This window comes from Gordonia hirsuta DSM 44140 = NBRC 16056, from assembly GCF_000333015.1.
Taxonomy (GTDB): domain Bacteria; phylum Actinomycetota; class Actinomycetes; order Mycobacteriales; family Mycobacteriaceae; genus Gordonia; species Gordonia hirsuta.
Map to the genome: position 1 here is coordinate 1 of NZ_BANT01000021.1, position 24418 is coordinate 24418.

A 24418-nucleotide genomic window follows, 5' to 3' on the forward strand; every position below is an offset into this window, starting at 1 on the left:
GGCCAAAGCGATGGCGGTGGTGCGCGGCGATGTCGACGCCTATGTCCATGCCGGCGGCCAATACGAGTGGGACAACTGCGCACCGGTCGGTGTCGCACAGGCAGCGGGCCTGTTCTGCGCCCGGCTCAACGGCGAACAGATCGTGTACAACAATCCTCAGCCGTACATGCCCGACTTCGTCATCTGCCGCCAGGAGATCGCCGACGACCTACTGAGGGCACTGCGCACCCCGTGGTGACCGGCCGACTGGCTGATCAGCTCATCGAAACGCCTGTTCAGAACAGTGGTGGGTCGTTGTCGTCGGTGGGTGGGGTGGGGTCGGTGTTGTTTTTGGTGAGTCGTTCGCGGCGGTTGGCGGCGCGTTCGGCGCGGCGGCGGGCGTGTTTGTTGGCGGTGCGGCTGCGGCCGAACACTAGTTCGATACCGTTATGACTAGAATACGCCCGCCCACACACGCCAGGCAAGGAAAACTCGAAAGAAGCGTCGAGCTGATCCTTGTCATCGCCGTCGGAGCAGATAGATGTCCATCACCCAGCCGGTCTGCTGCCGCAGCCGAGCCCGCGCCTGTTCGATCTCGTCGGCGACGTCGCTCACTTTCCCACTGATGAGGACCTGCTCCGGAGTCCCAAGATTCGCGCCCCAGTAAACGTCGTCGTCGGATCTGGCGGTCTGGGTGAAGGTCAGGTGCGAATCGAGCATGACGATGCGGTTCGCCGGCTCCTCCACCGCTGCGTCCACCAGCCGCCGCCCCGTCGTCAGCAACACGGGTTCGCCGATACCGTGCGCGACGATGCCGTGCGCCGCCGTGAGCGCTGAGGCGCTAGTGACACCTGGGATCACCTCGACCTCCAGATCCACCGAGCCGCGCGCGACCAGCTGATCGACCAGCCGGAGTGTCGAATCGTAGAGCGCCGGATCTCCCCAGACCAGAAACGCGCACGACTGCCCAGCATCGACCGACTCGATAATGGCCGTCTCCAGGGCGTCGACCCGGGCGGTATGCCAGCGCTGGACCTCGGCGCGGTAATCGTCGGGATCGCGGTCACGAGGCGGATCGTCGATCACGACCACCCGATGACCGGCGGGAGCGTACGCGGCGAGCAACTCGGTCCTGGCCCGACTCAACTGCTGGACACGCGCCCCTTTGTCCAGCAGGAAGAACACATCGCAGGCGGCGATGGCGTCGATCGCCTCCAGCGTGATCTGACGCGGGTTGCCCGGGCCGATCCCGATCACCCGCAGCGTGATCAGGGGCGTACCTTCGGCAGTCCGTGGACCTTTGCCGACAGGTCCAGAACCAGCTGGCGCGGGGCCAGCCGGCGCAGGGCGAAGACGACCGCCGCACGGTTACCGCGCGCGTAGAACGGTTTCGGGTTGTCCGCCAGGGCCGCGGCGACGATCTGCTCAGCCATCGTCTCGGCGCTGATGCCCTTGCGTTCGTTCTGTGCCGTCGTGGTTGCGACGATCTCGTACTCGTCGGCATAGGGCGAATCCTCGGCGATGTGCACGGTCCGTCGTTCGCCGATTCCGGTCGCGATGGTTCCCGGTTCCACCGAGATCATCCGCACCCCGTACGGAGCCACCTCGCGGCGCAGGGCAAAAGCGTAGGCCTTGAGCGCCGATTTGGTGGCCGCATAGGTGGAGCGGAAAGCGATCGGGAAGCTCGACAGCATCGATCCGACCATCACCACGGTGCCTCGTCGGCGCTCACGCATACCCGGCAACACGGCTTGGGTCAGTGCGAGTGGACCGAAGACGTTGACCGCGAAGATCCGCTCGATCTCGTCGAGCGGGGTCTCCTCGAACGCACCAGCATGACTCTCCCCGGCGTTGTTGATCAAGATATCCACCGGACCGACCGCGTCCGCGCAGGTCTGCGCCGTCGCCAGGTCGGCATTGTCGAGACGGACATAGGTGACGCCGGGGATCGGATCGGCAACCGTTTCGGGGTTGCGGCTGGTGCCGAACACCCGATGCCCGGCGTCGGCGAACTGCCGCGCCACGGCCGCACCGATTCCGCTGGTCGCACCGGTCACCAGGACGGTCTGGGCTCCAGAAGCAGAGGTCTTGTTCACATCCGCCAGGGTAAACGACCGCGGCCCGGGCGGTTGCCCGGGCCGCGGTCGTGGTGACCAGACGTCGGCGGTGCGATCAGGCGTGCTTCTCAAAGCCCGCCGACTTGGCAGCGGCTTCGGTGGCGAACCAGATCTCGGCGACGGTTTCGTCGTACGCCGGTGAGGCCGGCGTGTGGTAGCGACCCGAGTCAGCGTTCCCCTTGATCGGATAACCTTCCGGCTGTTCCTGCGGATCGGCCAGCGGAAGGTGCGCACCGACCGGTACCGGGACCGTATCGCCGGCCTTGACATACGTACCGATACCGTCGCCGGTGCCCTTAGTGGTCTCATCCACCCGAGCGCCGGACTTGGCCGCCGGTCCCTTGGCCTTAGCGACCGCTGCACCGGCTGAAGCCGCAGCACCCCCGGCTGAAGCACCCTTGACCCCGACGCCGGGAGCTTTGACGTCGACCTTCGGGAGATTAGCGCCGGCCGCCGGACGCGGCGCGTGCACGATCTTCTTCTCCCGGCGGCTGTTCCAGTACCAGAGAGCCAGCAGCAGCGGAACCAGTAGCAGCAGCCACAGCCAGTTCTTGTTCCAATCCGACGACGCCGTCTCGCCGGTGGCCAGCGGACCCACACTGGGGACTGCGGCGCTGGCGTTGGGCACATCGCTGCTCGGCAACGCGATACCGGGCAGACCGAGGTTCGGTGAATCCGGCAGGTTCAGGCCGGCCAAACCGTCCGAGAGGTCCGGTCGACTCGCACTGAGGCTGTCGGAGACCGTCCACGACTTGGTCTGGGGATCGAAGATCAGCGTCCCGTTGGCGTAGTTCTGAGAGACGGTCCCGGTAGCCTCGTCGACCGCGATCTCCCCGGTCGGTGCACCCAGGTCGGTGCCGAACTTGTCGAAGGCAGCAGCGAACGGGCCCCGCACCACCCACGCGCCGTTTTCGGGAGTCCAGTAGATCTTCGGATTCCCTTCGCCCGCGAACGCGGCCTGACGGCCCGGGTTGAACGGTCCGTCCGACTCGCTGGCGCTGGGGAAACCGATCTCGATCGGGCCCTTCGGTCCGCCGACCTCGGGAGCGTTGTACTTCTCGTCGATGGCGCCGTAGAGGACGGTGGCGCCTTCCCTTTCAGACCAGTAGATGGTGCCCCCGGTGAACGACCGCTTGAAGCCGTCGGTCCCCTCGATCGCGGTCACCTCGCCCTGCGCATCCCCCAGTCCTGCACTGTTGAAACCCTTGTCGGCTCCATCCCCGCCGCCGATCTGCGTCTGCAGCTTGCTGATGGCCTCACCGGCGTCGTCGCGGGTGTCCGCAACCGCCGCTGGAGCTAAGAACAGTGTGGCGCCGAGTGCGGCAGCCACGCCGAGCGCGAGCCCCCGGAACCGCTTGTTTGGTGCCGTCTTCATTGTCCGTCCTCCGAATTGGTTCCACCTCGGGCCGAACACCCGTGGCGTCGGCGCATGTGACCCTACCGCCAATTAAACCGGGCGTTCGCGCTTAACTGTCCAAGTGCCACCTGTCGGACGACACAGAGTCGACCAGGCGTGCGCGTCTGCCCGCGCCGGCGTACGTAGATCTGTGTTCCGTTTCCTACCGCCCAGGTCGGAAACGGAACACATGCTCAATTCGCTTGATCCGTTCATGCCCCCGGCGCGCGGACCGGACCTGTCACCGAGCGTCTTGATTTCCCGGGTACGGAGTACCTGCGATCCGTTGGGATTTGGCACGCTCTGGGCACGCAGCCTGACAGGACTTCGGAAAACGCCTCTGAACTGAACGTATAGCAGTGCTCCCGGCAGGATTCGAACCTGCGACACCCGCTTTAGGAGAGCGGTGCTCTATCCCCTGAGCTACGAGAGCGGGGACTGGCGGAAGTAGTGGAGGAAGTTAGCGCTTCCGTCCGCTCATCCGGTTTCAGTCCGTCGCAGACCTGCTCGGTGGGGTTGGCGGTCTGCGTTCAGTGATTCTACGTCAGCTGTTTTCGGGCGGGGGTCAGCGCCTCGGCCCCGTAGGCCGTGAGGCTCCAGACGCGGTGTCCCTGGGCTCCTTCCGGGATTTTGCGCCGGGCTCGGTGCACTTCCCGTGAGGTCGTGAACGCGTGTCGAGGGGTCTTGGCCGCCCGGTACCGGTGGTGGTCGGTGGTGATTGTCGCGGCATAACCAAGCGGTGTAAGCCGCAGCACGCGCGGTCTCGGACCGTCCCGAAGACACCGGATTCCGATAAGTCCGGAATCGAGATGGACATTGTCCACTCCGTACTTTGGTATGGCAACCGGTCTCCGACTGGCCCTGCCCGGCATGGCCGAGCGCGGCCGCGGCCACATCGTCAATGTCTGTTCGCTGGTCGCGCGCTTCCCGCTCCAGGGCCTGGCCGGCTACAACGCTTCCAAGTTTGCAGCCCTGGGCCTCACACAGTCGGTCCGGATGGAGATGGCCGACAGCGGCGTCAGCATTTCGGCAGTGCTGCCGTCACCGGTCAAGACCGAGTTGGCCTCGGGGATCGACTTCGGACTGTTTCCCCAGGTGGATGCGGAGGATATCGCCGATGCCATCGTGAAGTCAGTGCACACCCGAGCGGCCGAGATCGGGGTTCCCGGCTACCTGGCCCTCGCCGCCCGGACCAGCACCCTGCTTCCTGAAGTTGTCACCCGCCCGGTCCGCCGCCTGCTGCATGACGACGCCGCCATCAACCGCGTCGACAAGAGCCGTCGTGGGGCTTACCTCGACCGGATCGCCACTGACGACTGAATGATGCTCAAGGGTCCCCGGGCCGGCGACCGGTCATTGCCCACCGGCCGTTACTCCTGGCACCGACGGCAGCATTCAGCCCGATGACCACGCGCGACGGCCGCAGCACTCGCTGGGATGCGCACCGAGCCGAACGGCGCACGCGCATTCTCAACACCGCTATCGATCTCATCGATTCAGGCACTGGCTGGGATACCGCGAGCCTGTGCGCCGCGGTCCCGATCGCCCGGTCCGCGCTGTATAGAATCTTCCCAGACCAGCGCATTCTGGAGAATCTGATACGCGAGGCGATCGTTGCCCGTTTGATCCAGGCTGTGCCCACCAGCGTGGCCGACGGTGACACCGCGCGCAGCCTCGTGGAGCGGAGCGTCGACGAGTACGTCGACTGGGTAGTCCGGCATCCGAGCCTCCAGCGCTACCTCTCCGGCACCGGAACACGTTCCGGCCTGGCTGTGTCCGCACCGGTCGCAGCCGGCCGGTCGGCCTTTGTCTGCATGGTGTCAACGAAGGTAGCGGCAGCCCTGCACCTGTCAGCGCCTCCGGATTCGCCCGCGTACGTCGCCGTGCAGCGCGGCGCGCACGGGATCGTCGGCCTGCTGGAGTCGACGGTGATCGACTTTCACCTGACTCGGGATCGGCCGCCTACCACCGACGAATCGCTCAACGCTTTCCTGTCGGCAGCCGTCCTCGGTGTCATCGGCGCCATCGCCGATATCGCAGCCGTACCCTTCGACCCCGATTCGCTGATCGACACTGAAGCCGGGAAACTGCCCTAAGCGCTTCGGCACCCGGCCCGCGCCACAGGTGAACCGGCCCAAGCCGCCTGTCAGGTGAACAGTCCGCGGAAGCGGATCAAAGACTTCTGTACGTCACCGTGCACGGCCTTGGCCGCGGCCTTGCCGACCGGTCCCATCAGCGGCAGGCCGCCCAGGTCGATCTGGAAGGTCACCTCCGAGCCGGTGCCCGACGGCTTGACAGTCAGATCGATCTTGGCCTTGACCCCGCCCTTGCCGTTGCCGGAGAAACGCACACGGCGCGGCGGCTCGTAGGTGTCGATCTTCCAGTCGAAACGCACGCGGGTGCCCTTCACCTTGACGACCGACGTAGCCTTGGTGCCGACCGCAAGATCAGCCGGCTCGGGCACCTCGGCACGCCAGCCGTCGTGCAGCACGAGCCAGTCGTCGAAGCGGGACAGGTCCGAGGCCGCCGCGAAGGCGTCCTCTGGACTGAGGTCGACATATACGGAGTCACTGGTCTTCGCCATGGTTGATGAGCCTAACGTCTGCGCAGCCGCACGCGCACTTCTCGGTGCGGTGATCCTCGGATACGACGGCGTCGCCGCTCGCATCACCGAGGTGGAGGCCTACAACGGCCCCGACGATCCGGCTTCGCACGCCTTCACCCGCACGCCTCGCTCGGAGATCATGTACGGTCCGCCCGACCGGCTGTACGTCTATCGGATCCACGGCCATCACTGTGCGAACGTGGTCACCAGCCCGCAAGGCCAGGGTTCTGCGGTCCTGCTGCGGGCCGGGGAGATCATCGACGGACACGACGGCGCCCGCAGCCGCCGCGGCGACCTGCCCGACCCGCAGTTGGGCCGCGGACCCGGGAACCTGGCCAAGGCCTTGGGCATCACGATGGCCGACCGCGGCACCGACGTACGCGTACCGCCGGGCATCGTCGTCCGGCACGGAGATCTGCTCGACGATGCCGTGATCGCGACCGGTCCGCGGGTCGGGGTGCGCCTGGCTGCCGATCGGCCATGGCGCTACTGGATCAGCGGTGACCCGACGGTCTCGCCGTACCGCCGCCACGCCAAGGCCCCGCCTCGCCCCTGAAGAAGGCGCACGGCGCCGATACTCGCTCAGGCACGGACGGACGCATGCTCCGGGTCGTGCTTCTGCGAGTGCTCGTGCAGGGCGGCCTGTTCGGCGGCTGCACGCCGTTCGAGTCGGGCCTTGAGAATCCGCGAGGAGACCTCGATCAGCACCAGGCCGACGGCTGCGCAGACCGCAGCCTTGAGCATCATCTGCCCGTTGCCCGAGTCCAGTTTGAACAGTTCTTGCGTCCACGACCAGGTGAAGATGATCCCGTACGCGACCACCGAGACGCCGACCAGGATCGCCTTCCACCAGGTCATCGGGCGGGCGACGACCACCAGCACCCACCAGGCCATCGTGATCATCGCAGCCAGGGTCGCCGTGGCGGCCTGCATCTGGGGCGCGTTGAACTCGGTCTCGGCACCCATCATCGACGGCGCCCTGGTCCCCGGATTGACCCACAGGTAGCACAGGAAGGTCAGGCTGCCCACGATCAATCCGTTGGGGACGGCCTGAGTGAGCACCCGGCGCACGAAGCCGGTCTTGGCCCGCTCGTTGTTCGGCGCCAGCGACAGGATGAAGGCCGGCACACCGATGGTGAACCACGCCGAGATCGTCACGTGGATCGGCTGGAAGGGATAGCTGATCGGCGCCATATCGGCGAAGTGCGCCACCAGCCCGGCGATGCCGACGGCGATGGCCAGCAGCACCGCATACACCGTCTTGGTCAAGAACAGATTCGAGACGCGTTCGATGTTGCCGATGACGCGACGCCCCTCCCCGACCACAAAGGGCAGGGTGGCGAACTTGTTGTCCAACAGGACGATCTGCGCGACCGAGCGGGCGGCCGAGGACCCCGAACCCATCGCCACACCGATGTCCGCATCCTTGAGGGCGAGCACATCGTTGACGCCGTCACCGGTCATCGCGACGGTGTGCCCACGCGACTGCAGCGCCTCGACCATCGCCCGCTTCTGGTCCGGGCGGACCCGGCCGAAGGTGACTCCCTCCTCGACCTGGTCGGCGAGCTCCTCCGGGTCGGTGGCGAGCTTGCGGGCGTCCACGGCTGTATCGGCGGTGCCCAGGCCCAGGGATTCGGCGACCGCACCGACCGACCGCGCATTGTCGCCGGAGATCACCTTGACGTGCACATCCTGGGAGCCGAAATACTCCAGAGTGTCCTTGGCGTCGGGGCGCACCCGCTGCTCCAGCACGATCAGCCCCACCTCGGTCATCGTGCCCGGCACATTGGCGCTGCCGGTCGGCGCGGTGTCGACAGGCACGTCAGTCGCACCGATCATCAGGATTCGCAGCCCGGTCGCTCCCAGATCGGAGGCCAGCTTCGCGGTGTCCGATTCCGGGTCCAGCAGCACATCGGGCGCGCCGATCAACCAGTTGCCGTGGTCGGCGCCGGCATCGTCGGACAGGGAGACACCACTGAACTTGTTCGCCGAGGAGAACGGCAGGATCGCCGACGAGTGCCAGTCCGGCGCCTCCGGGTAGGCCTCTTTGATCGCCTCGATGCTGGCGTTCGGGTGCGGATCGGCGGCCGCGATCGCCGCGAGGGCGCGGGTCACCTCCTCCTGGCTGAAATCGTCGTTGACCACCCGCACCTCCGACAGGCGCATACCCATCTCGGTCAGGGTGCCGGTCTTGTCGGTGCACACCACGTTCACCCGGGCCAGGCCCTCGATCGCGGGCAACTCGTTGACCAGGCACTGACGTTGTCCCAGCCGCACCACGCCGACGGCGAAAGCGATCGAGGTCATCAGCACCAGACCCTCGGGCACCATCGGCACCAGTGCGGCGACCATGCCCAGCAGCGCGTCGTTCAGCTCCTGCCGGCTGATGACCAACTGGTTGTAGATGGTCAGCGCGCCGGCCGGAATCAGGATGACGGTGATGACACCGAGGATCTTGTTGATGCCCGAACGCAGTTCGGAGTTGACCAGCGTGAACTTGGAGGCTTCAGCGGCGAGTTTGGCCGCGTAGGCGTCGGCGCCGACCTTGGTGGCGCGGTAGCTGCCCGATCCGGAGACCACGAAACTTCCCGACATGATCTCGTCGCCGACCGCCTTGTCCACGGCATCGGCTTCCCCGGTGAGCAGCGACTCGTCCACATCGAGGGCCTGCGATTCGACGGTCTCGCCGTCCACCACGATCTGGTCGCCGGGCGCCATCTCGATGAGGTCGTCGAGCACCACCTCGTTCGGCGGGATCGCCACCGCCTGACCGTCGCGGCGCACCACCGGTTGCGCCTGGCCGATGATCGACAGCCGATCCAGGGTCCGCTTGGCGCGCACCTCCTGGATGATGCCGATTCCCGAGTTCGCGATGATCAGCAGACCGAACAGGCCGTTGATGAACGATCCGGTGTACGCGACGATCGCGAACAGCACACCCAGAATGCCGTTGATCGGCGTGAACACATTGGCGCGAACGATGTCGGCGACGCTGCGCCCGGACTTGTCCGGCTGCGTGTTCACCTTTCCGGCGGCTACCCGTTCGGCGACTTCGGCGGCGGTCAGGCCGGTCGGCCGGGTCGTCGTCGGTGTACTCATGCGCAGTGCTCCCACCAGGTCGGGTCGTCGAAAGCGGTGCCGCTGCGCTTAAGCACGTCGGCGGTGCCACCGGGCCGTGGAACAACCACACGCACCCCGGCGGTCCCGGCCGCCGACAGCAGCCGCTGCACCGGGTCCGACCACGAATGCGGTGCGAGGTTGAACGTACCCCAGTGGATGGGCAGCAGCAGACTCTCGCCGGCCGCGCCCGGGTTGATCAGATGATGCACCGACAGCGCCTCCTCGGGGGTCACGTGGATGTCGGCCCAGGCCGCGTCGTAGGCGCCGATCGCGATGATCGACAGATCGAACGGGCCCAGCAGATCCCCGGTCTCGGCATACCGTTCGGTGAAGCCGGTGTCCCCGGAGAAGAAGAATCGGTGTTCCGGTCCCACCACCGCCCAGCTGACCCACTGCGTCAGGTTCCGGATCATCCCGCGGCCGGAGAAATGCCTCGCAGCGACCGCGTGAAACCGCAGCTGTGTACCGGCGATGTCCAGGGTGACTCGTTCGTACCAGTCGGCGGCGTGGATGCGCCTCGGACCGATTCCCCAGGACAGCAGGTGCGCCTGCACCCCGGTCGGCACCACGAACTGCGCCTGCGGGTGCAAGGTGGCCAGCGCATCGATCGTCTCGACGTCGAGGTGGTCGTAGTGGTCGTGCGAGATCAGAACGACGTCGATCGGCGGCAGCGCACCGACCGGGACCGGCACCTCGTGCATCCGGCGAGGTCCGACGGTCTGCGAGGGCGAGCAACGCCTGCTGAACACAGGATCGGTCAGCACCCGCACGCCGTCGATCTCCACCAGCACGCTGGCGTGGCCAAGCCAGGTGGCCGCCAGCGCACCGGCCTCGGCGTCGGCCGGCAGGTGCGGGGTCAGCACCGGGATCGGCGCGCCGGGTCGTCCGGGGTTGCGTGTCATCTCCACGGCCATCGCCAAGCTCGGCCCGCCCGTGGCGGCAGCAGCCTCCCGATTGGCGAAGACACCGTCGACAGCGAAGGCCGAGCCGGCGGTGAACGGTGCGATCTCGTCGCGCCCGGCCCCCAGCGCCCGCGCCGGACCGAAGCCGCGATCGGCCAGCAGCTCGACGGCGCCGCCGAGGGCGAGGCTGCCGCGCTGGGCACCGGCCGCCGACAACTGTCCAGTGGTCCGCCGCGCGCGGGCCAGTACCGAGCCCACCGGCTCGGCGACTCCGTCGACCAGGATGCTTCGGATGGACGTCACAGATGACTAGCCTAGCGGTCATGGCACCTGGATCCCGTAAGCCCGGCCGGGCTCGGTTCGTTGACGACGCCGCTTATTGGGGCGGTATCGACGACGCCGTCGCCCGCGCCGGTCTGGCCGCCCCCGTGCTGGCTCTGGATCTGAGCGCACTGGAGCACAACATCGCCGATCTGCGTCGTCGTGCCGGCGGCGTCCCGATCCGTGTGGCCTCCAAGTCGTTGCGCATCCGGTCGGTGATCGAGGACGTCCTCGGCCGTGACGGTTACGCCGGGGTGCTGGCCTATTCGCTCGACGAGGCACGCTGGCTGGCCACCTCCGCCGGAGTCGACGACGTCCTGCTGGGCTATCCGACCGCGAATCGGCCGGCGATCACCGCCCTGCTCGCCGACGACGACGCCCTGTCCCGGGTCACCCTGCTGATCGACGATCCGGCGCAACTGGACCTGATCGACGCGGTCGCCGGCCCCGACCGTCGGCGCCGGCTGCGCGTGGCGATGGATCTGGACGCGTCCCTGCGCGGACTGGGTGGCCGGCTGCACCTGGGGGTGCGCCGCTCCCCCGTGCACGATCTGTCGCAGGTCCGCAGTCTGGCCCGCACCATCACCGAGCGTGACGGTTTCGAACTGGTGGGGGTGATGTCGTACGAGGCGCAGGTCGCCGGGGTCGGTAACGGCGTTCCCGGTAAGACGATGATGAACACCGCGGTCCGCGCCATGCAGGCTGTCTCGATGACCGAGCTGCGCCACCGCCGCAGCAGGGCCATCGCCGCCATCGGCGAATACGCCGACCTGGCCTTCGTCAACGCGGGCGGCACCGGCTCCCTCGAAGCCACCGCCAAGGATCCGGCGATCACCGATATCGCCGTCGGCAGCGGACTGCTCGGCGGCCACTTGTTCGACACCTACCGGCATTTCCGGCCGGCCCCGGCGCTGGCCTTCGGTCTGGATGTGGTCCGTCGTCCCGGCCCCGGCTACGTCACCTGCCTGGGCGGCGGCTGGATCGCCTCCGGGCCGCCCGGACCGGACCGGCTGCCCAAGCCGGTCTGGCCGACGGGTCTGCGCTACGTGCCGACCGAGGCCGCGGGCGAGGTGCAGACTCCCCTGCACGGCGAAGTCACCGATCTGCAGATCGGCAGTCGGGTATGGTTCCGGCACACCAAGTCGGGGGAGGTCTGCGAACGCGCCGACGCGGTGGCGCTGATCGCTCGCGCCGACGACGGCAGCACCGAGGTGGTCGACGTCGTCCCCACCTACCGAGGCGAAGGGAGGTGCTTCCTGTGACCGGACCCGCGCCGTGGAGCAACTGGGGTCGCACGGCCCACTGCCGGCCGAATCGGCTGCTGGTGCCGCAGAGCCCGGAAGAACTGGCCGCCGACATCTACGGCGCCGCCGAACGCGGTGACACCGTCAAAGCGGTCGGCTCCGGGCACAGCTTCTCCGAGATCGCGGTGGCCCCGGACATCCAGCTGGCCCTGTCCGGGCTGGGCGGGCTGCTCGACGTCGACCAGGAGCGTCGCCGCGTGACCCTGGGCGCCGGCACCCACCTGCATCGGATTCCCGCACTGCTGGAGCCGTACCGGATGGCGATGGCCAACCTGGGTGACGTCGACCGGCAGACCATCTCCGGTGCCACCTCCACCGGCACCCACGGGACCGGACTGGCCTACGGGGGGATCAGCACCCAGATCGTCGGTGCGCACCTGGTCGACGGTAACGGCACCCTGCACGAGTTCGGCGAGGACCACCCGGACCTGCCCGCGGTGGCCCTGGGCCTGGGTGCCCTGGGGGTGCTCACCCAGTTGACCCTGCAGTGTGTGGAGGCATTCAGCCTGCGCGCCCACGAGGCACCCGCCTCCGCCGACGAGGCGATCGACACCTTCGATGAGCGCTGCCGCACGCACGATCACTACGAGTTCTACTGGTTCCCGCACACCAACTGTGCGCTGACCAAGACCAATACCCGGCTGCCTGCCCACACTCCGGCCTCCGGGCCGGGCCGGGTGCGCCGCTACATCGACGACGAGTTCCTGTCCAACGGTGTCTACCGAGTGCTGTGTGCGCTCAGTTCCCGGGCGCCGCGCGTGGTACCGGGGATCAACCAGGTGTCCGGCCGCGTACTGTCCGAGCGCACCTATATCGACCGGTCCGACAAGGTCTTCATCTCCTCGCGCACGGTCCGTTTCCGCGAGATGGAGTACGCGCTGGCGCTGGAAGCTATCCCCGAGGCGCTGCGTGAGATACGGGCGATGATCAACCGCAAGCGCCACAAGGTCAGCTTCCCGATCGAGGTGCGTGCCGCCGCCGACGACGATCTGCTGCTGTCGACGGCCAACGGCCGCGAGACCGGCTACATCGCGGTGCACCGCTACCACCGAGACGATCCGGCCGCGGCCACCCACTACTTCCGCGATGTCGAGGACATCATGGTGGCGCACGGCGGCCGGCCGCACTGGGGCAAGATGCACACCCGCGACGCCGACTACCTGCAGACGGTCTACCCGGACTTCGGACGTTTCCTGCAGGTGCGGGACCGTTACGATCCCAACCGCACCTTCAGCAATCCCTACCTGCGGCAGGTTCTGGGCAGCTGAGCCGCGTCCGGCGCACTCAATCGGTGCGATCGCGCAGCGTCTGCACCAGGCGCCCGATGCCCAGCGCGATACCGACGGCGCCGATGACCAGGGTGATCCAGGTCATCGCGTTGGTTTCACCGTCGCTCAGGTCGGTGGCCGTCCAGACCACCAGCAACGCGCCGAGCACGATGGTGCCGACCGGATACCAGAGTCCCTGCGTCCTCATCGCCTGCCTCCTCTTCCGCCGTCCGATGTCTCGGCGTTCGTCGTCTCAGCGTCCGGTGAACTCCGGGGCCCGCTTCTGTTCGCGCGCGGCCCGGCCTTCCTGCAGATCCTCGCTGTTCCAGGCCGCCATCATCGCCGCCAGCCGCTCCTCCGGGACCTCATCGCGGGCACCGTCGCCGGTGAGCACCAGCTTGTAGTGGGCCAGGGTCAGCGGGGCGAACTCGGCGATGGTGGTCGCCCAGTGCTGCGCGTCGGTCAGGTCGCCGATGCGGTTGGCGAAACCCAGGTCGTAGGCGCGGTCGGCGGTGAGGGGATCACAGCCCATCAGCATGCCGCGTGCCATCCCCGCGCCGACCAGCGAGACCAGTCGCCGGATGGTCCACTCGTCCACGGCCACCCCGATCTTCGCCGCGGGGATTCCGGCCAGCGCACCGGGGTCCATGACCCGCAGATCCGCGACCATCGCCAACTGCAGTCCCGCGCCCAGCGCCGCACCGTTGAGGGCGGCGATCACCGGAATCGGCGTAGCCTCGATCTGCTGAAGCAATCCGACCAGTTTGTCCAGGAAGTCCTTGTCGTAGACGGGGCCCGACAGATCAGCGCCGGCGCTGAAGACCTCGCCCTGCCCGGTCAGCACGATCACCCGGCTGCCGGAGTCCACGGCGGCGGTGAAAGCCGCCGATAGCTGCTCCACCAGCTCCTCGTTCAGGGCGTTGCGCTTCTGCGGGCGCGCCAGTTCGATAGTGGTGACGGGGCCGGTGCTGCTGCTCACGATCATGGCAGCAGCGTACCGATCGCACCCGATCGTCGGGCCGGGTGGGTCAGGCGCCGAGCAGGTCGATCACGAAGATCAGCGTCTTGCCCGACAGCCGATGACCTCCTCCGGCCGGACCGTAGGCCAGTTCCGGCGGGACGACGAGCCGGCGGCGACCGCCGACCTTCATCCCGGGAATGCCTTCTTGCCAGCCCTGGATCAGCGCACCCAGCGGGAAGTTGGCGCTCTGGCCGCGATCCCACGACGAATCGAACTCCTCGCCGGTGTCGTATTCGACGCCGACGTAGTGGACGTCGACCATGCCTCCGGGCACCGCCTCGGCACCGTCGCCGATGATCAGATCGGTGATCTGCAGTTCGGTGGGCGCCGGGCCCTCGGGGAACTCGACCTCAGGCTTGTCACTCATGTTCAGCGATCCTCCATCGGGACGTAGTCCCGCTCGGTGTAGCCGGTGTACAGCTGGCGCGGGCGACCGATCTTGGTGGACGTGTCCTCGTGCATCTCACGCCAGTGCGCGATCCAGCCCGGGAGCCGACCCAACGCGAAGAGCACGGTGAACATCCGGGTCGGGAAGCCCATCGCCCGGTAGATGACGCCGGTGTAGAAGTCGACGTTCGGGTACAGGCGGCGCTCGATGAAGTAATCGTCGTTGAGGGCGACCTCTTCCAGACCCTTGGCGATGTCCAGGAGCGGATCGCTCACGCCCAGCGACTCGAGGATCTGGTCGGCGGTCTCCTTGACGATCGCCGCACGCGGATCGTAGTTCTTGTAGACGCGGTGCCCGAAGCCCATGAGCTTGACACCGTCTTCCTTGTTCTTGACCCGGCGCATGAACTCGGCGGTGTCACCGCCGCTGGTCTCGATATCCTCGAGCATCTCCAGCACGGCCTGATTCGCGCCGCCGTGCAGCGGACCCCACAGGGCGTTTATTCCCGCCGACACCGAGGTGAAGAGGTTGGCCTGCGAGGAGCCGACCAGACGCACCGTCGACGTCGAGCAGTTCTGCTCGTGGTCGGCGTGCAGGATGAACAGCATGTCCAGCGCCTTGGCGACCTCGGGGTTCACCTCGTAGGGCTCGGCCGGGAAGCCGAAGGTCAGGCGCAGGAAGTTCTCCACCAGACCCAGCGAGTTGTCCGGGTAGAGGAAGGGCTGGCCGACCGACTTCTTGTAGGCGTAGGCCGCGATCGTCGGCAGTTTGGCCAGCAGCCGGATGGTGGCCAGCTCCACCTGCGCGGGATCCTTCGGATCCAGGGAGTCGGGGTAGTACGCCGACAGCGCGTTGGCGGCCGAGGACACCACCGGCATCGGATGGGCGTTCCGCGGGAAGCCGTCGAAGAACCGCTTCAGATCCTCGTGCAGCAGCGTGTGCCGGCGGATCTTGTTGGTGAACACCTCGAGCTGCTCGGGGGTCGGCAGCTCACCGTAGATCAGCAGGTAGCTGACCTCGACGAAGGTCGACTTCTGCGCCAGCTGCTCGATCGGGTAGCCGCGGTAGCGCAGGATCCCCACATCACCGTCGATGTAGGTGATGTCCGACTTGGTCGCCGCCGTGTTGACGAAACCGCTGTCGAAGGTGGTCAGGCCGGTCTTGGCCAGAAACGGACCGAGACCGACCGAATCGCTGCCATCGGTGGCCTTGAGGATCGGCAGCTCCAACGAGCCTCCGGGGTACGTGAAAGTACCTGTCGCCTGATCGTCGGTCGTTGCTTTATCCGCGGACACACATACCCCTTAACTCGCGGTCTGACCAGCTGTCTGGTTACACGCTAGTCGGCTGTCGCTGATACCGCCCACCGAGGGTCCCTCAGTGAGACTTCTGCTCACTCATGCAGTCCGCTCAGCTTACCCACAGCAGCTAGATTTGGTGCCATGCGTGAGCTTCCGGCAGGCGATGACGCTGTGATCTTCGACTACTCCGCCGACACCGATCCACCGGCCGCGGCCGCACTGGCGGCCGCCGTCCTGCGGGCTGCTGCGAGCGCCGGTGAACTGATGCTCAGCGATGTGGTGCCGACCGCCGATGCGGTCCTGGTGCAGGCCCCGCCGGGCGCCGGTCTGGACCTGGGTGGGGTGCGGCGCATCCTCGCCCGGGCGCAACGGCCGGCCGGCGGTATCACGGCCGGTCCGCAGGTGCAGATTCCCGTCGTCTACGACGGCGCCGACCTGGACGAGGCGGCCGGTTGCGTCGGACTGACCGCGGCCGAGCTGGTCAGCGCGCACACCACCATCGTGTGGCGGGTGCAGTTCATGGGCTTCGCCCCCGGCTTCGGCTACCTGGTGCCGGTCGGCGGACCGCCCGCGGCACGGGCCGCCTTCGGAGCCTTGACCCGTCGCCGGCAGTCCCGCCCGGCGGTACCGCCCGGTGCGGTCGCCGCGGCCGCCGGCTACAGCGCCGTCTACCCCAGCGCCAGCCCCGGAGGCTGGTTTCTGTTGGGGCGCACCGACATCGGCCTCTGGGACGTCGAGGCGCAGCCGCCGGCCCTGCTGGCGGCCGGGGCCACGGTGAGGTTTCAGTGCGCAGACTGACCGTCTTGTCCGCCGGCCCCCTGGCCACCTTTCAGGACCTGGGCCGCCCCGGCTATGCGCACCTGGGTGTCCCCCTGTCGGGGGCGGCCGACCGCGGGGCCCTGCGGCAGGCGAACCGTCTGGTGGGCAACGCCGAATCGGCGGTCGCGGTCGAGACGACACTGGGCGGCTGGTCGGCGCGGGCCGAGGGTTTCACCGTGCTGGCGGTGACGGGCCCGGCGACGACGGTCCTGATCGACGGTCGCGGCGCCGGCAGTCACGCGGTCCTGGGGCTGCGGCCCGGCCAGGTGATCGAGGTACTCGCTCCGCCCCGGGGTCTGCGCAACTACATCGCGGTGCGCGGCGGTTTCGCGGCCCCGCGCACCTTGGGATCGGCCTCCACCGACACCCTCTCCGGGCTGGGCCCGCCACCGCTGCGGGCCGGTGACCTGCTGGCGGTGGCCAGCGAGGCCGGCGGCTGGCCGGTGCAGACCTTTGTTCCCGGCCCACCGCCCGCCCCGGCCGTGTACGAGCTGCAGGTGCGGCGCGGACCCCGTTTCGACGACCTGGCCGATCCGCGCGTACTCACCCGGGTCCGGTGGACGGTGAACCCGGCCAGCAACCGGATCGGGGTGCGCCTGGACGCCGGCGGCAGCGATACCGCACCGCGGCATCGGCCGGATCTGCCTGAACAGTCCTCCGAGGGGGTACCGCTGGGCGCGGTGCAGGTGCCGCCGAGCGGTCAGCCGGTGCTTTTTCTGGCCGATCATCCGGTGACCGGCGGCTATCCCGTTGCCGCGGTGCTGACCTCACAGGCTGTCGATCGCGCGGCCCAATTGGTGCCCGGGGACACGGTGCGGTTGCGGTTCTGACGGCGCCGCTCACACCGGATCGATCGGCTGCCCCGTGCGGGTGACGCGATAACGCCAGAACAGCGGGAAGGCCAGCGCCGCCACCACGGTGAGGATCACCGTCAGCACTCCACCGCCGGCGAAGGTGACCGCGGTGCCGACCATCGCCGCCGAACCACCGTGCGCCACATCGGCGATCCGGGGTCCACCGGCCACCACCACGATGAACACCCCCTGCAGACGCCCGCGGACATCATCACTGGCGGCGGCCTGCAGCATGGTCTGCCGGAACGCGGCCGAGGCCATATCCGCGGCGCCGCCGACGACCAGGGCGGTCACCACGATCGGCAGCACCGGGAACGGGGTGCCGTCGGCGAAGAAGAGCGCGCATCCGGCCACCGTGATCGACAGCCCCCAGACCACGATGGCGATCACCACCGCGCGGCCCTGCCGGCGCACCCCCGACACCCAGCCGGAGAAGATGCCGCCGAGCACCGCACCGAGCGGGATCGCGATGAACAGCAGCGCGAAGGCGATTCCCCCCTCGGTGGCTCCCCCGAAGCTCTCGTGGGCGATCTGCGGGAACAGTGCGCGCGGCATGCCGAAGATCATCGCGATCAGGTCGACGACGAAGGAGGCCAGCAGCACCGGGTGATGACGCAGATAGGCCAGGCCGTCGATCACCGACTTCAGGCCGGGCACCGATCGGCCGGTGGAACCCTCGGGAACCAGCGCAGGCAGCGCCAGGACCGCCCACAGCGTGGCCAGCAGCGACAGGGAGTCCACCAGGTACAGCAGCGCGAACCCGAGGACCGGGATCAGGGAGGCGCCGACCAGCGGTCCGGCGATGGCTCCGGCCTGCATCACGGTCATGTTCAGCGAGTTCGCCGCCGGCAACAGGTCGTCGTCCAGGATGCGCGGCAGCACCGCGGTCCGGGTGGGCTGATTCACCGCGAAGAATGCCTGCTGCACCGCGAACAGGCTCAGCAGCACCCAGACGTTGTTCCAGTCCGCGAATGCCTGCCACCAGAACAGCACCGCCGTCCCGATCAGACCCAGGGTGGTGACGATGAGGATCTTGCGGCGGTCGAAGACATCGGCCAGCGAGCCGCCCCACAGCCCGAAGACCACCAGCGGCACCAGCCCGAACAGACCGGTGAGCCCCACGTAGGCGGAGCTGCCGGTGATCACGTACACCTGCGCCGGCACGGCGACCACGGTCAGCTGGGCGCCGATGACGGTGACGATATTGGCCCACCACAGCCGCCGGAAGTAGACGTTGGCCAGCGGCCGGGTGTCGGCGAAGAGCCGGGCCATCTAGGGCTGTAGGCGCCGGGTGATCCAGCGGCCGTCGACGAACTGGGCCAGCGCCCGGTTGTGCAACCGGTCCGCGCGACCCTGCCAGAACTCCACCCGGTCGGGCACCAGCCGGTAGCCGCCCCACTCCGGCGGTACCGGCACCGGCGCCACACCGTCTGCCCCGCCGAATTCGGCGGCCACCGCGGCCGCCGCGGACTCCAGATCGTTGCGGGAGGCGATCGGCTCGGACTGCGCCGACGCCCGCCCCGACAGCTGCGAGCCGCGCGGACGGGAGTTCCAGTAGGCCTCGGTCTCGGCCCGATCGACCTTGTGGACGCGGCCGCGGAAATGCACCTGCCGCTCCATCGCGATCCACGGGAACGTCACCGAGGCAAGAGGATTGGCCGCCAATGCCCGCCCTTTGGCCGAGCTGTAGCCGGTGAAGAAGACGACGCCGTCGGCATCGGCCCCTTTGCATAGCACGGTGCGCGTGGCCGGAACACCCTCGTCGTCGACGGTGCCCAGCACCATCGCATTAGGCTCGGGAATCTGCGCGGCGACCGCCTCGGCGAGCCAGCGGGAGAACAGGTCGAGCCACGGCGGATCACCGGTCAGCCACGCCGGGTCCAAGTGTTCGGCGACACCGTCGGCGCCGGCGGTCGCCGGCGTTCCGTAGGGCACCCGCATCCCCGGCAGATCCAGTTCGTTGTTCATCGGAGTGATCCTACGACGCCCGTCGTCACCGTTGTGTCTCCCGCGGACCCGGAACCGGACGGTTCATCCGACATCACGGCGCGCGAACGACGCCGCCCCGGCGGTCAGCAGGACAGCGGCGATCGCCGTCAGCACGATGACCGGCGGCCAGCGCATCGATTCGGACGGAAGCATCGGTGCATGGCTGAACGGCGAAAGTCTCACCATCCAGTCCGGCAGGCCCAGGAACACCCCGATGATCGGCCCGGCCAGAAATGACACCGCCACCAGCGCCCAAGCGGCTGCGATCAGCCGCGTGGACAGTCCGTAGAAGAACAGCGCCCCGGCGACGATCACCATCGCGGCGGGCAGTTGTGCACCGGCCGCGGCGAAGGCATCGGCCGCGGTCGCCGCCCACGGCATTCCGGCCAGCCCGGCCGACAAGCTCACTGCAACCGCCGACCCGAACAGCACCACCGACGCACCGGCGAGTGCGCCCGCTGCCTGCACCGCTACATAGCGGGTGCGCGAGAGTGCGCCGGCCAGCAGCACTTCGGTCCGGCCCTGCTTCTCCTCGGCTCCCAGCCGACCGACCAGCATCACTCCCCCGGCCGCGGCGACCGCAGCCAGCATGGAGGTCATGACGGCGAGAAAAGCCGCGGCCAGCGCACCGCCGGTATCGGCGGCCACGAGTACCTCTTCGAGGATCTCGTTGCCCGCCGCGATCTGCTCGACCGACGGCAGGAGGGAGCCGACCACCAGGGCGTAGAGAGCGGTCACCGCCGTATAGGCCGCTATCGGCGCCGCCGTCAGCCGCGCCACGATGCGCGGCAGCGATCGCAGCCCAGGACCGGTCGCCGGACCCCGCCGCCGGGCGAACCAGCCCGAGCCGATATCGCGGTGGTGGGCGATCATCGCCGCGGCGAGCAGGCACGCTCCCAGCAGCGCCACCGCACCCAGCGCGAAGAGCAACCGGTCGGCGCCGAACGGATCCATCTCCTGCGCCCAGCCCATCGGCGAGAGCCAGCGCAGCCAGGCGGCCCCGGTGAGGACATCGGCCACCCCGCGCACCAGGTAGGCCCCCGTGACGACCGCGATCGAGACCAGATTGGCGGTGCGCGCACCCGCGGCGGCCTCGGCCGCGACCAGGGCGATGCCGATCGCCGCCAGACCCACGGTGAGGTACTGCACGAAGACCGTCACCAGGTCCAGCGCCGAACCGCCCCCGCCGATCAGCGGCAGCACGGTGACCAGCGACAGGAGCACCGCCGCACCGGTGATCTGCACCGTCGCCGCCAGCAGCGGAGCCAGGCGGCCGGTGTCCCCGGCCAGCAGCAGTTCGGTGCGCCCGCTCTCCTCCTCCCTGCGGGTCAGCCGGACCACCGCCATCGCGACACAGATCCCCAGCGCCGTCGTCATGAACGGCCCGGCCTGCCAGGTCGCCATCGCCGCCACCGAGTCGTGATGCTCGAGCGGTCCGAGCAGGAAGACGTAGGCGGTGTTCGCGGCGGTTCCGGCCGGCGCCGCTTCGCGGGCCTCCTCGGTGGCGTAGGTGGACACCGTCGTGGCCTGATTGATGATCGCGATCACGGCGAACGAGACCAGCGTGATCGGACCGATGTACCGATCCCGCCGCAGCCCCAGCCCCAGCAACCGGGTCCAGCCGGCGACTGCCCTCACCGTGCGGCGGCCGAATACGTGTGCAGGAACAGCTCTTCCAGGCTCGGCGGCTCGATCGACAGCGTCCGGGGCGCCAGATCGGCGAGCAGCCCGGCCACCCGGCCCAAGTGATCGGCGTCCACGGTGAACCTCGCCTCGATCCGCGCCTGCCGCACCGGCGCCGTCTGCAAGTCGTGTACCCAGTCGGTGGCGGCCAGCCGTTGGCGTGCCGCGGCCGGCACGGTGGCCACCACCCGCGAGCGGCGCAGATGCCGCAGCTGGTCGAGCGTCCCCGCCTGCACCGTCCTGCCCTCGGCGATGAGGGTGACGGTGGTACAGAGCTGCTCCACCTCGGCGAGCAGATGCGAGGACATCAGGACCGCGGCACCGTCCTCGGCCCGCGCGCGGACCTCCTCGATGAACATGCGCGTCATCACCGGATCCAGGCCGCTGGTGGGTTCGTCCAGCAGGAGCAGATCGCAGGGGGCGGCGAGCGCGGCGATGATCGCGACCTTCTGCCGGTTGCCCTTCGAGTAGGCATCGGTCTTCTTCGTCGGGTCCAGGGCGAACCGCTCGATCAGCTCATCGCGGCGGGTGCTCGCCGAGTCGGCGACGCCCCGTACCGACAGGAGCAGGTCGATGCATTCCCCGCCGGTCAGCTGCGGCCACAGCGCCACATCGCCGGGCACATAGGCCAGCCGGCGGTGGATCTGCACCGCATCGCGCCGGGGCTCGCCGCCGAATACCCGGACGGTGCCCGCGTCGTAGCGCAGCAGTCCCAGCAGCACCCGGATCACCGTCGATTTACCCGAGCCGTTGGGCCCGAGGAAACCGGTGATCGCCCCGGCCGGCACCCGCAGATCCAGCCCGTCGACCGCCACGAACTTCCCGAAGTGCTTCACCAGGCCCGATACCTCGATCACGTCAGCTGCACCCATGGGTCCAGTCTCGCCGACTCCCGGCCGGGTGCGCTGCAGGTCACAGAAGTAAACTGTTCGACTATGACCGATACGCAGATCACCCTGCCCGCCGAACTCCTGCCCACCGACGGCCGCTTCGGCTGCGGTCCGTCCAAGGTCCGCGCCGAGCAGATTCAGGCCGTCGTCGACGGCGGCACCTCGATCATGGGCACCAGCCACCGCCAGTCCGCGGTCAAGAACGTGGTCGGCGACATCCGGGCCGGACTGAGCGAGCTGTTCGCCCTTCCCGAGGGCTACCAGGTGGTCCTGTCCAACGGCGGCACGACCGCCTTCTGGGATGCCGCCGCATTCGGTCTGGTCCGCGAGCGCACCCTGAACCTGACCTACGGCGAATTCTCGTCCAAGTTCGCCGCCGTCACCAAGAAGGCTCCGTTCCTGGCCGACCCGACGGTGATCTCCACCGAACCGGGTACCGCGCCGGATCCGGCGTCGATCACCGCCGCCGATGTCGAGGGCGTCGACCTGATCGGCTGGGCACAGAACGAGACCTCCACCGGTGTCTCGGTGCCGGTGCTGCGCCCCGGTGTCGCCGGTGACGCCCTGATCGCCATCGACGCCACCTCCGGCGCCGGCGGCCTGCCGGTCGATATCGCCGCCACCGATGTCTACTACTTCGCTCCGCAGAAGAGTTTCGCCTCCGACGGCGGCCTGTGGGTCGCGATCATGAGCCCGGCCGCCCTCGAGCGGATCGCGCAGATCGAGGCCAGCGGCCGCTGGTGCCCGGAGTTCCTGTCGCTGCCGACCGCCGTCGACAACAGCAGCAAGAACCAGACGTACAACACTCCGGCCGTCGCCTCCCTGATCCTGCTGAAGAATCAGATCGACTGGATGAACGGCAACGGCGGTCTCGACTGGTGCGTTCAGCGGACCGCCGATTCGAGTTCACGCCTCTACGGCTGGGCCGAGGCCAGCGAATTCGCCACCCCGTTCGCCGATCCCGAGCATCGCAGCCAGGTGGTCGGCACCATCGATTTCAACGACGACGTCGATGCCGCCGCAGTCGCCAAGACCCTGCGCGCCAACGAGATCGTGGATACCGAGCCGTACCGCAAGCTGGGCCGTAATCAGCTCCGCATCGGCATGTTCCCGGCCATCGATCCGGCCGACATCACCAAGCTGACCGACTCGATCGACTACATCGTCGAACGCCTCTGACGCGTCTGACTGATCAGCCGCCACAGCCGCCACTCGAGCACCGCGGGCGGCTGATCAGTGCTTTTGCCGCGTGTCCACCCTGCGGACGCCGCCGGTTCCGTTAGGGTTGGGTCAACCCGCTCTCGGGAACGGATCGACCCCGCCGAAGGAGGATCGGATGCGCGAACTCGAGGTGTCACGCGTCGAGTCGGATGGGCAGTGGGTGATCTGTGTCGATCCGGAGACCGAGGAGCACTTCCGGATTCGCGTCGACGACGAGCTGCGTACCGCGGTGCGGCCGGACCGCGGCGAACCAGTTCCGGTCCCGTCGCCCGGTGACGCGGCCCTGCGTCCCCGGGAGATCCAGTCCCGTATCCGTGCGGGCGCCTCAGTGGAGGAACTCGCCGAGATGGCCGGTGTCTCCCCCGCCAAGATCGATCGCTACGCCCACCCGGTGCTGCTCGAACGGGCCCGCGCCGCCGAACTGGCCCGGGCCTCTCACCCGCTGACCATGGACGGGCCGAGCCTGGCCACCTTGGGCGAGCTGGTCGCCGAATGCATGGTCCTGCGCGGCAACGTCCCCGCCGACGCCCGATGGGACTCCTGGAAGGCCGAAGACGGACACTGGATGATCCAGCTGTCGTTCCACGACGGCCACATCGAGAACTTCGCGCATTGGCGCTTCCGGCCCGGTGCCCACGGCGGCACCACCGATCCGGTCGACGAACTCGGCGTGGAACTGACCGACCCCGAACTGGCCCGGGCCGCGCGCCGCACCCGCCTGACCGCGGTCCCCACGCCGGTCCCGGCCGATTCGCGCGGTGAGGTCCGGCCCGAGGGGCACACCGAGTTCACCGTCGATGCCGACGCATTGATCGACGCCCAGCAGGCGCAGCCGGAAGCGGCAACCACCCCGCGCCGTCCGGCACCCATGCCGCCGCCGATTCCGCGACCGGCCCCGGCGGCAGAGTCCGAAACCCCCGGGCCCGCGCCGCTCGACGACGCCCTGGACCTGGAGTTCCCCTCCCCGTCCCCCGTTCCAGAGGAACCCGCCCCGGCCGCTCCCCCGGCTCCGCCCGATCCCGCGGTCCCGCCGACCGCCCACGCGACCGAGCCACAGGAACAGGCGCCGTCCTCGCGCCCCGCGGTCCCCTCGCCGCGGGACCTGGCCGACCGTCAGCGGCCGGCGAGCAGTCCGGAGCACACCAGCGCCAGCCGTCACCGGGCCAAGCGGGGTAAGAAGCCCGCGGTACCCGCATGGGAAGACGTCCTGCTGGGTGTGCGCGCCCACCCCGACGACTGA

Annotated in this window: 25 protein-coding genes and 1 tRNA gene; 10 read left to right on the top strand and 16 right to left on the bottom strand. The window is 68.6% G+C overall.

What is annotated here, in order from left to right:
- The coding region (locus GOHSU_RS08475) for an inositol monophosphatase family protein (protein WP_005939735.1) at positions 1-238 on the top strand (238 nt) is incomplete at its 5' end.
- 37 nt (positions 239-275) lie between these two features.
- Here the strand turns inward: GOHSU_RS08475 and GOHSU_RS16750 are convergent.
- From GOHSU_RS16750 to GOHSU_RS08495, 5 genes are all read right to left on the bottom strand, one after another.
- Positions 276-413, bottom strand: a complete 138-nt coding sequence (locus GOHSU_RS16750) for a hypothetical protein (protein ID WP_155821063.1) — start codon at positions 411-413, stop codon at positions 276-278.
- Between the two features lie 85 nt (positions 414-498).
- A complete protein-coding gene (gene cobF, locus GOHSU_RS08480; protein ID WP_005939741.1) occupies positions 499-1236 on the bottom strand; it encodes a precorrin-6A synthase (deacetylating) in 738 nt (245 codons plus the stop codon).
- Positions 1237-1247: 11 nt separating this feature from the next.
- Complete coding sequence (locus tag GOHSU_RS08485) at positions 1248-2075, bottom strand: SDR family oxidoreductase (protein ID WP_005939744.1); 828 nt, start codon at positions 2073-2075, stop codon at positions 1248-1250.
- A 76-nt stretch (positions 2076-2151) separates the two neighbouring features.
- Positions 2152-3471: an LGFP repeat-containing protein gene (locus tag GOHSU_RS08490; RefSeq protein WP_005939747.1), complete on the bottom strand. Its 1320-nt coding sequence runs from the start codon at positions 3469-3471 to the stop codon at positions 2152-2154.
- Between the two features lie 381 nt (positions 3472-3852).
- Positions 3853-3925, bottom strand: a tRNA-Arg gene (locus tag GOHSU_RS08495).
- Between the two features lie 383 nt (positions 3926-4308).
- On the opposite strand from GOHSU_RS08495, the gene GOHSU_RS08500 reads away from it, so the two are divergent.
- Both GOHSU_RS08500 and GOHSU_RS08505 read left to right on the top strand, forming a co-directional pair.
- On the top strand, positions 4309-4812 hold the full coding sequence (locus GOHSU_RS08500) for an SDR family NAD(P)-dependent oxidoreductase (protein WP_005939752.1): 504 nt from the start codon (positions 4309-4311) through the stop codon (positions 4810-4812).
- Positions 4813-4895: 83 nt separating this feature from the next.
- On the top strand, positions 4896-5588 hold the full coding sequence (locus GOHSU_RS08505) for a TetR/AcrR family transcriptional regulator (protein ID WP_005939754.1): 693 nt from the start codon (positions 4896-4898) through the stop codon (positions 5586-5588).
- Positions 5589-5638: 50 nt separating this feature from the next.
- On the opposite strand, the gene GOHSU_RS08510 is transcribed toward GOHSU_RS08505, so the two are convergent.
- A complete protein-coding gene (locus tag GOHSU_RS08510) occupies positions 5639-6076 on the bottom strand; it encodes a type II toxin-antitoxin system Rv0910 family toxin (protein WP_005939757.1) in 438 nt (145 codons plus the stop codon).
- On the opposite strand from GOHSU_RS08510, the gene GOHSU_RS08515 reads away from it, so the two are divergent.
- On the top strand, positions 6075-6653 hold the full coding sequence (locus tag GOHSU_RS08515) for a DNA-3-methyladenine glycosylase (RefSeq protein ID WP_005939760.1): 579 nt from the start codon (positions 6075-6077) through the stop codon (positions 6651-6653). The two genes, GOHSU_RS08510 and GOHSU_RS08515, sit on opposite strands and share 2 nt — an antisense overlap.
- 26 nt (positions 6654-6679) lie before the next feature.
- Here the strand turns inward: GOHSU_RS08515 and GOHSU_RS08520 are convergent, their stop codons facing one another.
- Both GOHSU_RS08520 and GOHSU_RS08525 read right to left on the bottom strand, forming a co-directional pair.
- A complete protein-coding gene (locus GOHSU_RS08520) occupies positions 6680-9196 on the bottom strand; it encodes an HAD-IC family P-type ATPase (protein ID WP_005939763.1) in 2517 nt (838 codons plus the stop codon).
- Positions 9193-10422, bottom strand: a complete 1230-nt coding sequence (locus GOHSU_RS08525; RefSeq protein ID WP_005939766.1) for an MBL fold metallo-hydrolase — start codon at positions 10420-10422, stop codon at positions 9193-9195. Before GOHSU_RS08525 ends, GOHSU_RS08520 begins: the two co-directional genes overlap by 4 nt.
- A gap of 20 nt (positions 10423-10442) precedes the next feature.
- On the opposite strand from GOHSU_RS08525, the gene GOHSU_RS17230 reads away from it, so the two are divergent.
- Both GOHSU_RS17230 and GOHSU_RS08535 read left to right on the top strand, forming a co-directional pair.
- Positions 10443-11702, top strand: coding sequence for an alanine racemase (locus GOHSU_RS17230; RefSeq protein ID WP_051139449.1), 1260 nt, complete (start codon positions 10443-10445; stop codon positions 11700-11702).
- Positions 11699-13012: a D-arabinono-1,4-lactone oxidase gene (locus tag GOHSU_RS08535; protein ID WP_005939772.1), complete on the top strand. Its 1314-nt coding sequence runs from the start codon at positions 11699-11701 to the stop codon at positions 13010-13012. Before GOHSU_RS17230 ends, GOHSU_RS08535 begins: the two co-directional genes overlap by 4 nt.
- Before the next feature lie 16 nt (positions 13013-13028).
- Here the strand turns inward: GOHSU_RS08535 and GOHSU_RS08540 are convergent, their stop codons facing one another.
- The 4 genes from GOHSU_RS08540 to GOHSU_RS08555 are packed head-to-tail and all read right to left on the bottom strand — an operon-like array spanning position 13029 to position 15716.
- Positions 13029-13220, bottom strand: a complete 192-nt coding sequence (locus GOHSU_RS08540) for a hypothetical protein (protein ID WP_005939775.1) — start codon at positions 13218-13220, stop codon at positions 13029-13031.
- Between the two features lie 45 nt (positions 13221-13265).
- Positions 13266-13997: an enoyl-CoA hydratase gene (locus tag GOHSU_RS08545; RefSeq protein WP_005939778.1), complete on the bottom strand. Its 732-nt coding sequence runs from the start codon at positions 13995-13997 to the stop codon at positions 13266-13268.
- A 43-nt stretch (positions 13998-14040) separates the two neighbouring features.
- Complete coding sequence (locus GOHSU_RS08550) at positions 14041-14400, bottom strand: FKBP-type peptidyl-prolyl cis-trans isomerase (RefSeq protein WP_005939780.1); 360 nt, start codon at positions 14398-14400, stop codon at positions 14041-14043.
- A 2-nt stretch (positions 14401-14402) separates the two neighbouring features.
- Positions 14403-15716: a citrate synthase gene (locus tag GOHSU_RS08555; protein ID WP_029759755.1), complete on the bottom strand. Its 1314-nt coding sequence runs from the start codon at positions 15714-15716 to the stop codon at positions 14403-14405.
- 147 nt (positions 15717-15863) lie between these two features.
- Here GOHSU_RS08555 and GOHSU_RS08560 point away from each other — a divergent pair, with 147 nt between their 5' ends.
- Complete coding sequence (locus GOHSU_RS08560) at positions 15864-16520, top strand: carboxyltransferase domain-containing protein (RefSeq protein ID WP_005939787.1); 657 nt, start codon at positions 15864-15866, stop codon at positions 16518-16520.
- Positions 16508-17371: a 5-oxoprolinase subunit C family protein gene (locus GOHSU_RS08565; protein ID WP_024332531.1), complete on the top strand. Its 864-nt coding sequence runs from the start codon at positions 16508-16510 to the stop codon at positions 17369-17371. The genes GOHSU_RS08560 and GOHSU_RS08565 overlap by 13 nt, the downstream gene beginning before the upstream one ends.
- A 9-nt stretch (positions 17372-17380) precedes the next feature.
- Here the strand turns inward: GOHSU_RS08565 and GOHSU_RS08570 are convergent, their stop codons facing one another.
- The 4 genes from GOHSU_RS08570 to GOHSU_RS08585 all read right to left on the bottom strand — a co-directional run bounded on the left by GOHSU_RS08570 (position 17381) and on the right by GOHSU_RS08585 (position 21939).
- A complete protein-coding gene (locus GOHSU_RS08570; protein WP_005939793.1) occupies positions 17381-18667 on the bottom strand; it encodes an MFS transporter in 1287 nt (428 codons plus the stop codon).
- Positions 18668-19363, bottom strand: a complete 696-nt coding sequence (gene pdxH / locus GOHSU_RS08575; protein WP_005939796.1) for a pyridoxamine 5'-phosphate oxidase — start codon at positions 19361-19363, stop codon at positions 18668-18670.
- Between the two features lie 63 nt (positions 19364-19426).
- Positions 19427-21022 (bottom strand): ABC transporter permease, encoded by a 1596-nt coding sequence (locus tag GOHSU_RS08580; RefSeq protein ID WP_005939799.1) that lies wholly within the window; start codon positions 21020-21022, stop codon positions 19427-19429.
- Complete coding sequence (locus GOHSU_RS08585) at positions 21019-21939, bottom strand: ABC transporter ATP-binding protein (RefSeq protein ID WP_029759758.1); 921 nt, start codon at positions 21937-21939, stop codon at positions 21019-21021. Before GOHSU_RS08585 ends, GOHSU_RS08580 begins: the two co-directional genes overlap by 4 nt.
- Positions 21940-22002: 63 nt before the next feature.
- Here GOHSU_RS08585 and serC point away from each other — a divergent pair, with 63 nt between their 5' ends.
- Together serC and sepH are read left to right on the top strand one after the other, a co-directional pair.
- Positions 22003-23136: a phosphoserine transaminase gene (serC, locus tag GOHSU_RS08590; protein WP_005939805.1), complete on the top strand. Its 1134-nt coding sequence runs from the start codon at positions 22003-22005 to the stop codon at positions 23134-23136.
- 157 nt (positions 23137-23293) lie between these two features.
- The gene (sepH, locus tag GOHSU_RS08595; protein ID WP_005939808.1) at positions 23294-24418 is read left to right on the top strand and encodes a septation protein SepH; all 1125 of its coding nucleotides are present in this window, start codon (positions 23294-23296) and stop codon (positions 24416-24418) included.

Excerpts from the sequence above, each read along its gene's own strand:
- GOHSU_RS08490 (WP_005939747.1), bottom strand. The coding sequence starts at position 3,471 with ATGAAGACGGCACCAAACAAGCGGTTCCGGGGGCTCGCGCTCGGCGTG.
- GOHSU_RS08505 (WP_005939754.1), top strand. The coding sequence starts at position 4,896 with ATGACCACGCGCGACGGCCGCAGCACTCGCTGGGATGCGCACCGAGCC.
- GOHSU_RS08515 (WP_005939760.1), top strand. The coding sequence starts at position 6,075 with ATGGTTGATGAGCCTAACGTCTGCGCAGCCGCACGCGCACTTCTCGGT.
- GOHSU_RS08510 (WP_005939757.1), bottom strand. The coding sequence starts at position 6,076 with ATGGCGAAGACCAGTGACTCCGTATATGTCGACCTCAGTCCAGAGGAC.
- GOHSU_RS08520 (WP_005939763.1), bottom strand. The coding sequence starts at position 9,196 with ATGAGTACACCGACGACGACCCGGCCGACCGGCCTGACCGCCGCCGAA.
- GOHSU_RS17230 (WP_051139449.1), top strand. The coding sequence starts at position 10,443 with ATGGCACCTGGATCCCGTAAGCCCGGCCGGGCTCGGTTCGTTGACGAC.
- GOHSU_RS08540 (WP_005939775.1), bottom strand. The coding sequence starts at position 13,220 with ATGAGGACGCAGGGACTCTGGTATCCGGTCGGCACCATCGTGCTCGGC.
- GOHSU_RS08545 (WP_005939778.1), bottom strand. The coding sequence starts at position 13,997 with ATGATCGTGAGCAGCAGCACCGGCCCCGTCACCACTATCGAACTGGCG.
- GOHSU_RS08550 (WP_005939780.1), bottom strand. The coding sequence starts at position 14,400 with ATGAGTGACAAGCCTGAGGTCGAGTTCCCCGAGGGCCCGGCGCCCACC.
- GOHSU_RS08560 (WP_005939787.1), top strand. The coding sequence starts at position 15,864 with ATGCGTGAGCTTCCGGCAGGCGATGACGCTGTGATCTTCGACTACTCC.
- GOHSU_RS08570 (WP_005939793.1), bottom strand. The coding sequence starts at position 18,667 with ATGGCCCGGCTCTTCGCCGACACCCGGCCGCTGGCCAACGTCTACTTC.
- pdxH (WP_005939796.1), bottom strand. The coding sequence starts at position 19,363 with ATGAACAACGAACTGGATCTGCCGGGGATGCGGGTGCCCTACGGAACG.
- GOHSU_RS08585 (WP_029759758.1), bottom strand. The coding sequence starts at position 21,939 with ATGGGTGCAGCTGACGTGATCGAGGTATCGGGCCTGGTGAAGCACTTC.
- serC (WP_005939805.1), top strand. The coding sequence starts at position 22,003 with ATGACCGATACGCAGATCACCCTGCCCGCCGAACTCCTGCCCACCGAC.
- sepH (WP_005939808.1), top strand. The coding sequence starts at position 23,294 with ATGCGCGAACTCGAGGTGTCACGCGTCGAGTCGGATGGGCAGTGGGTG.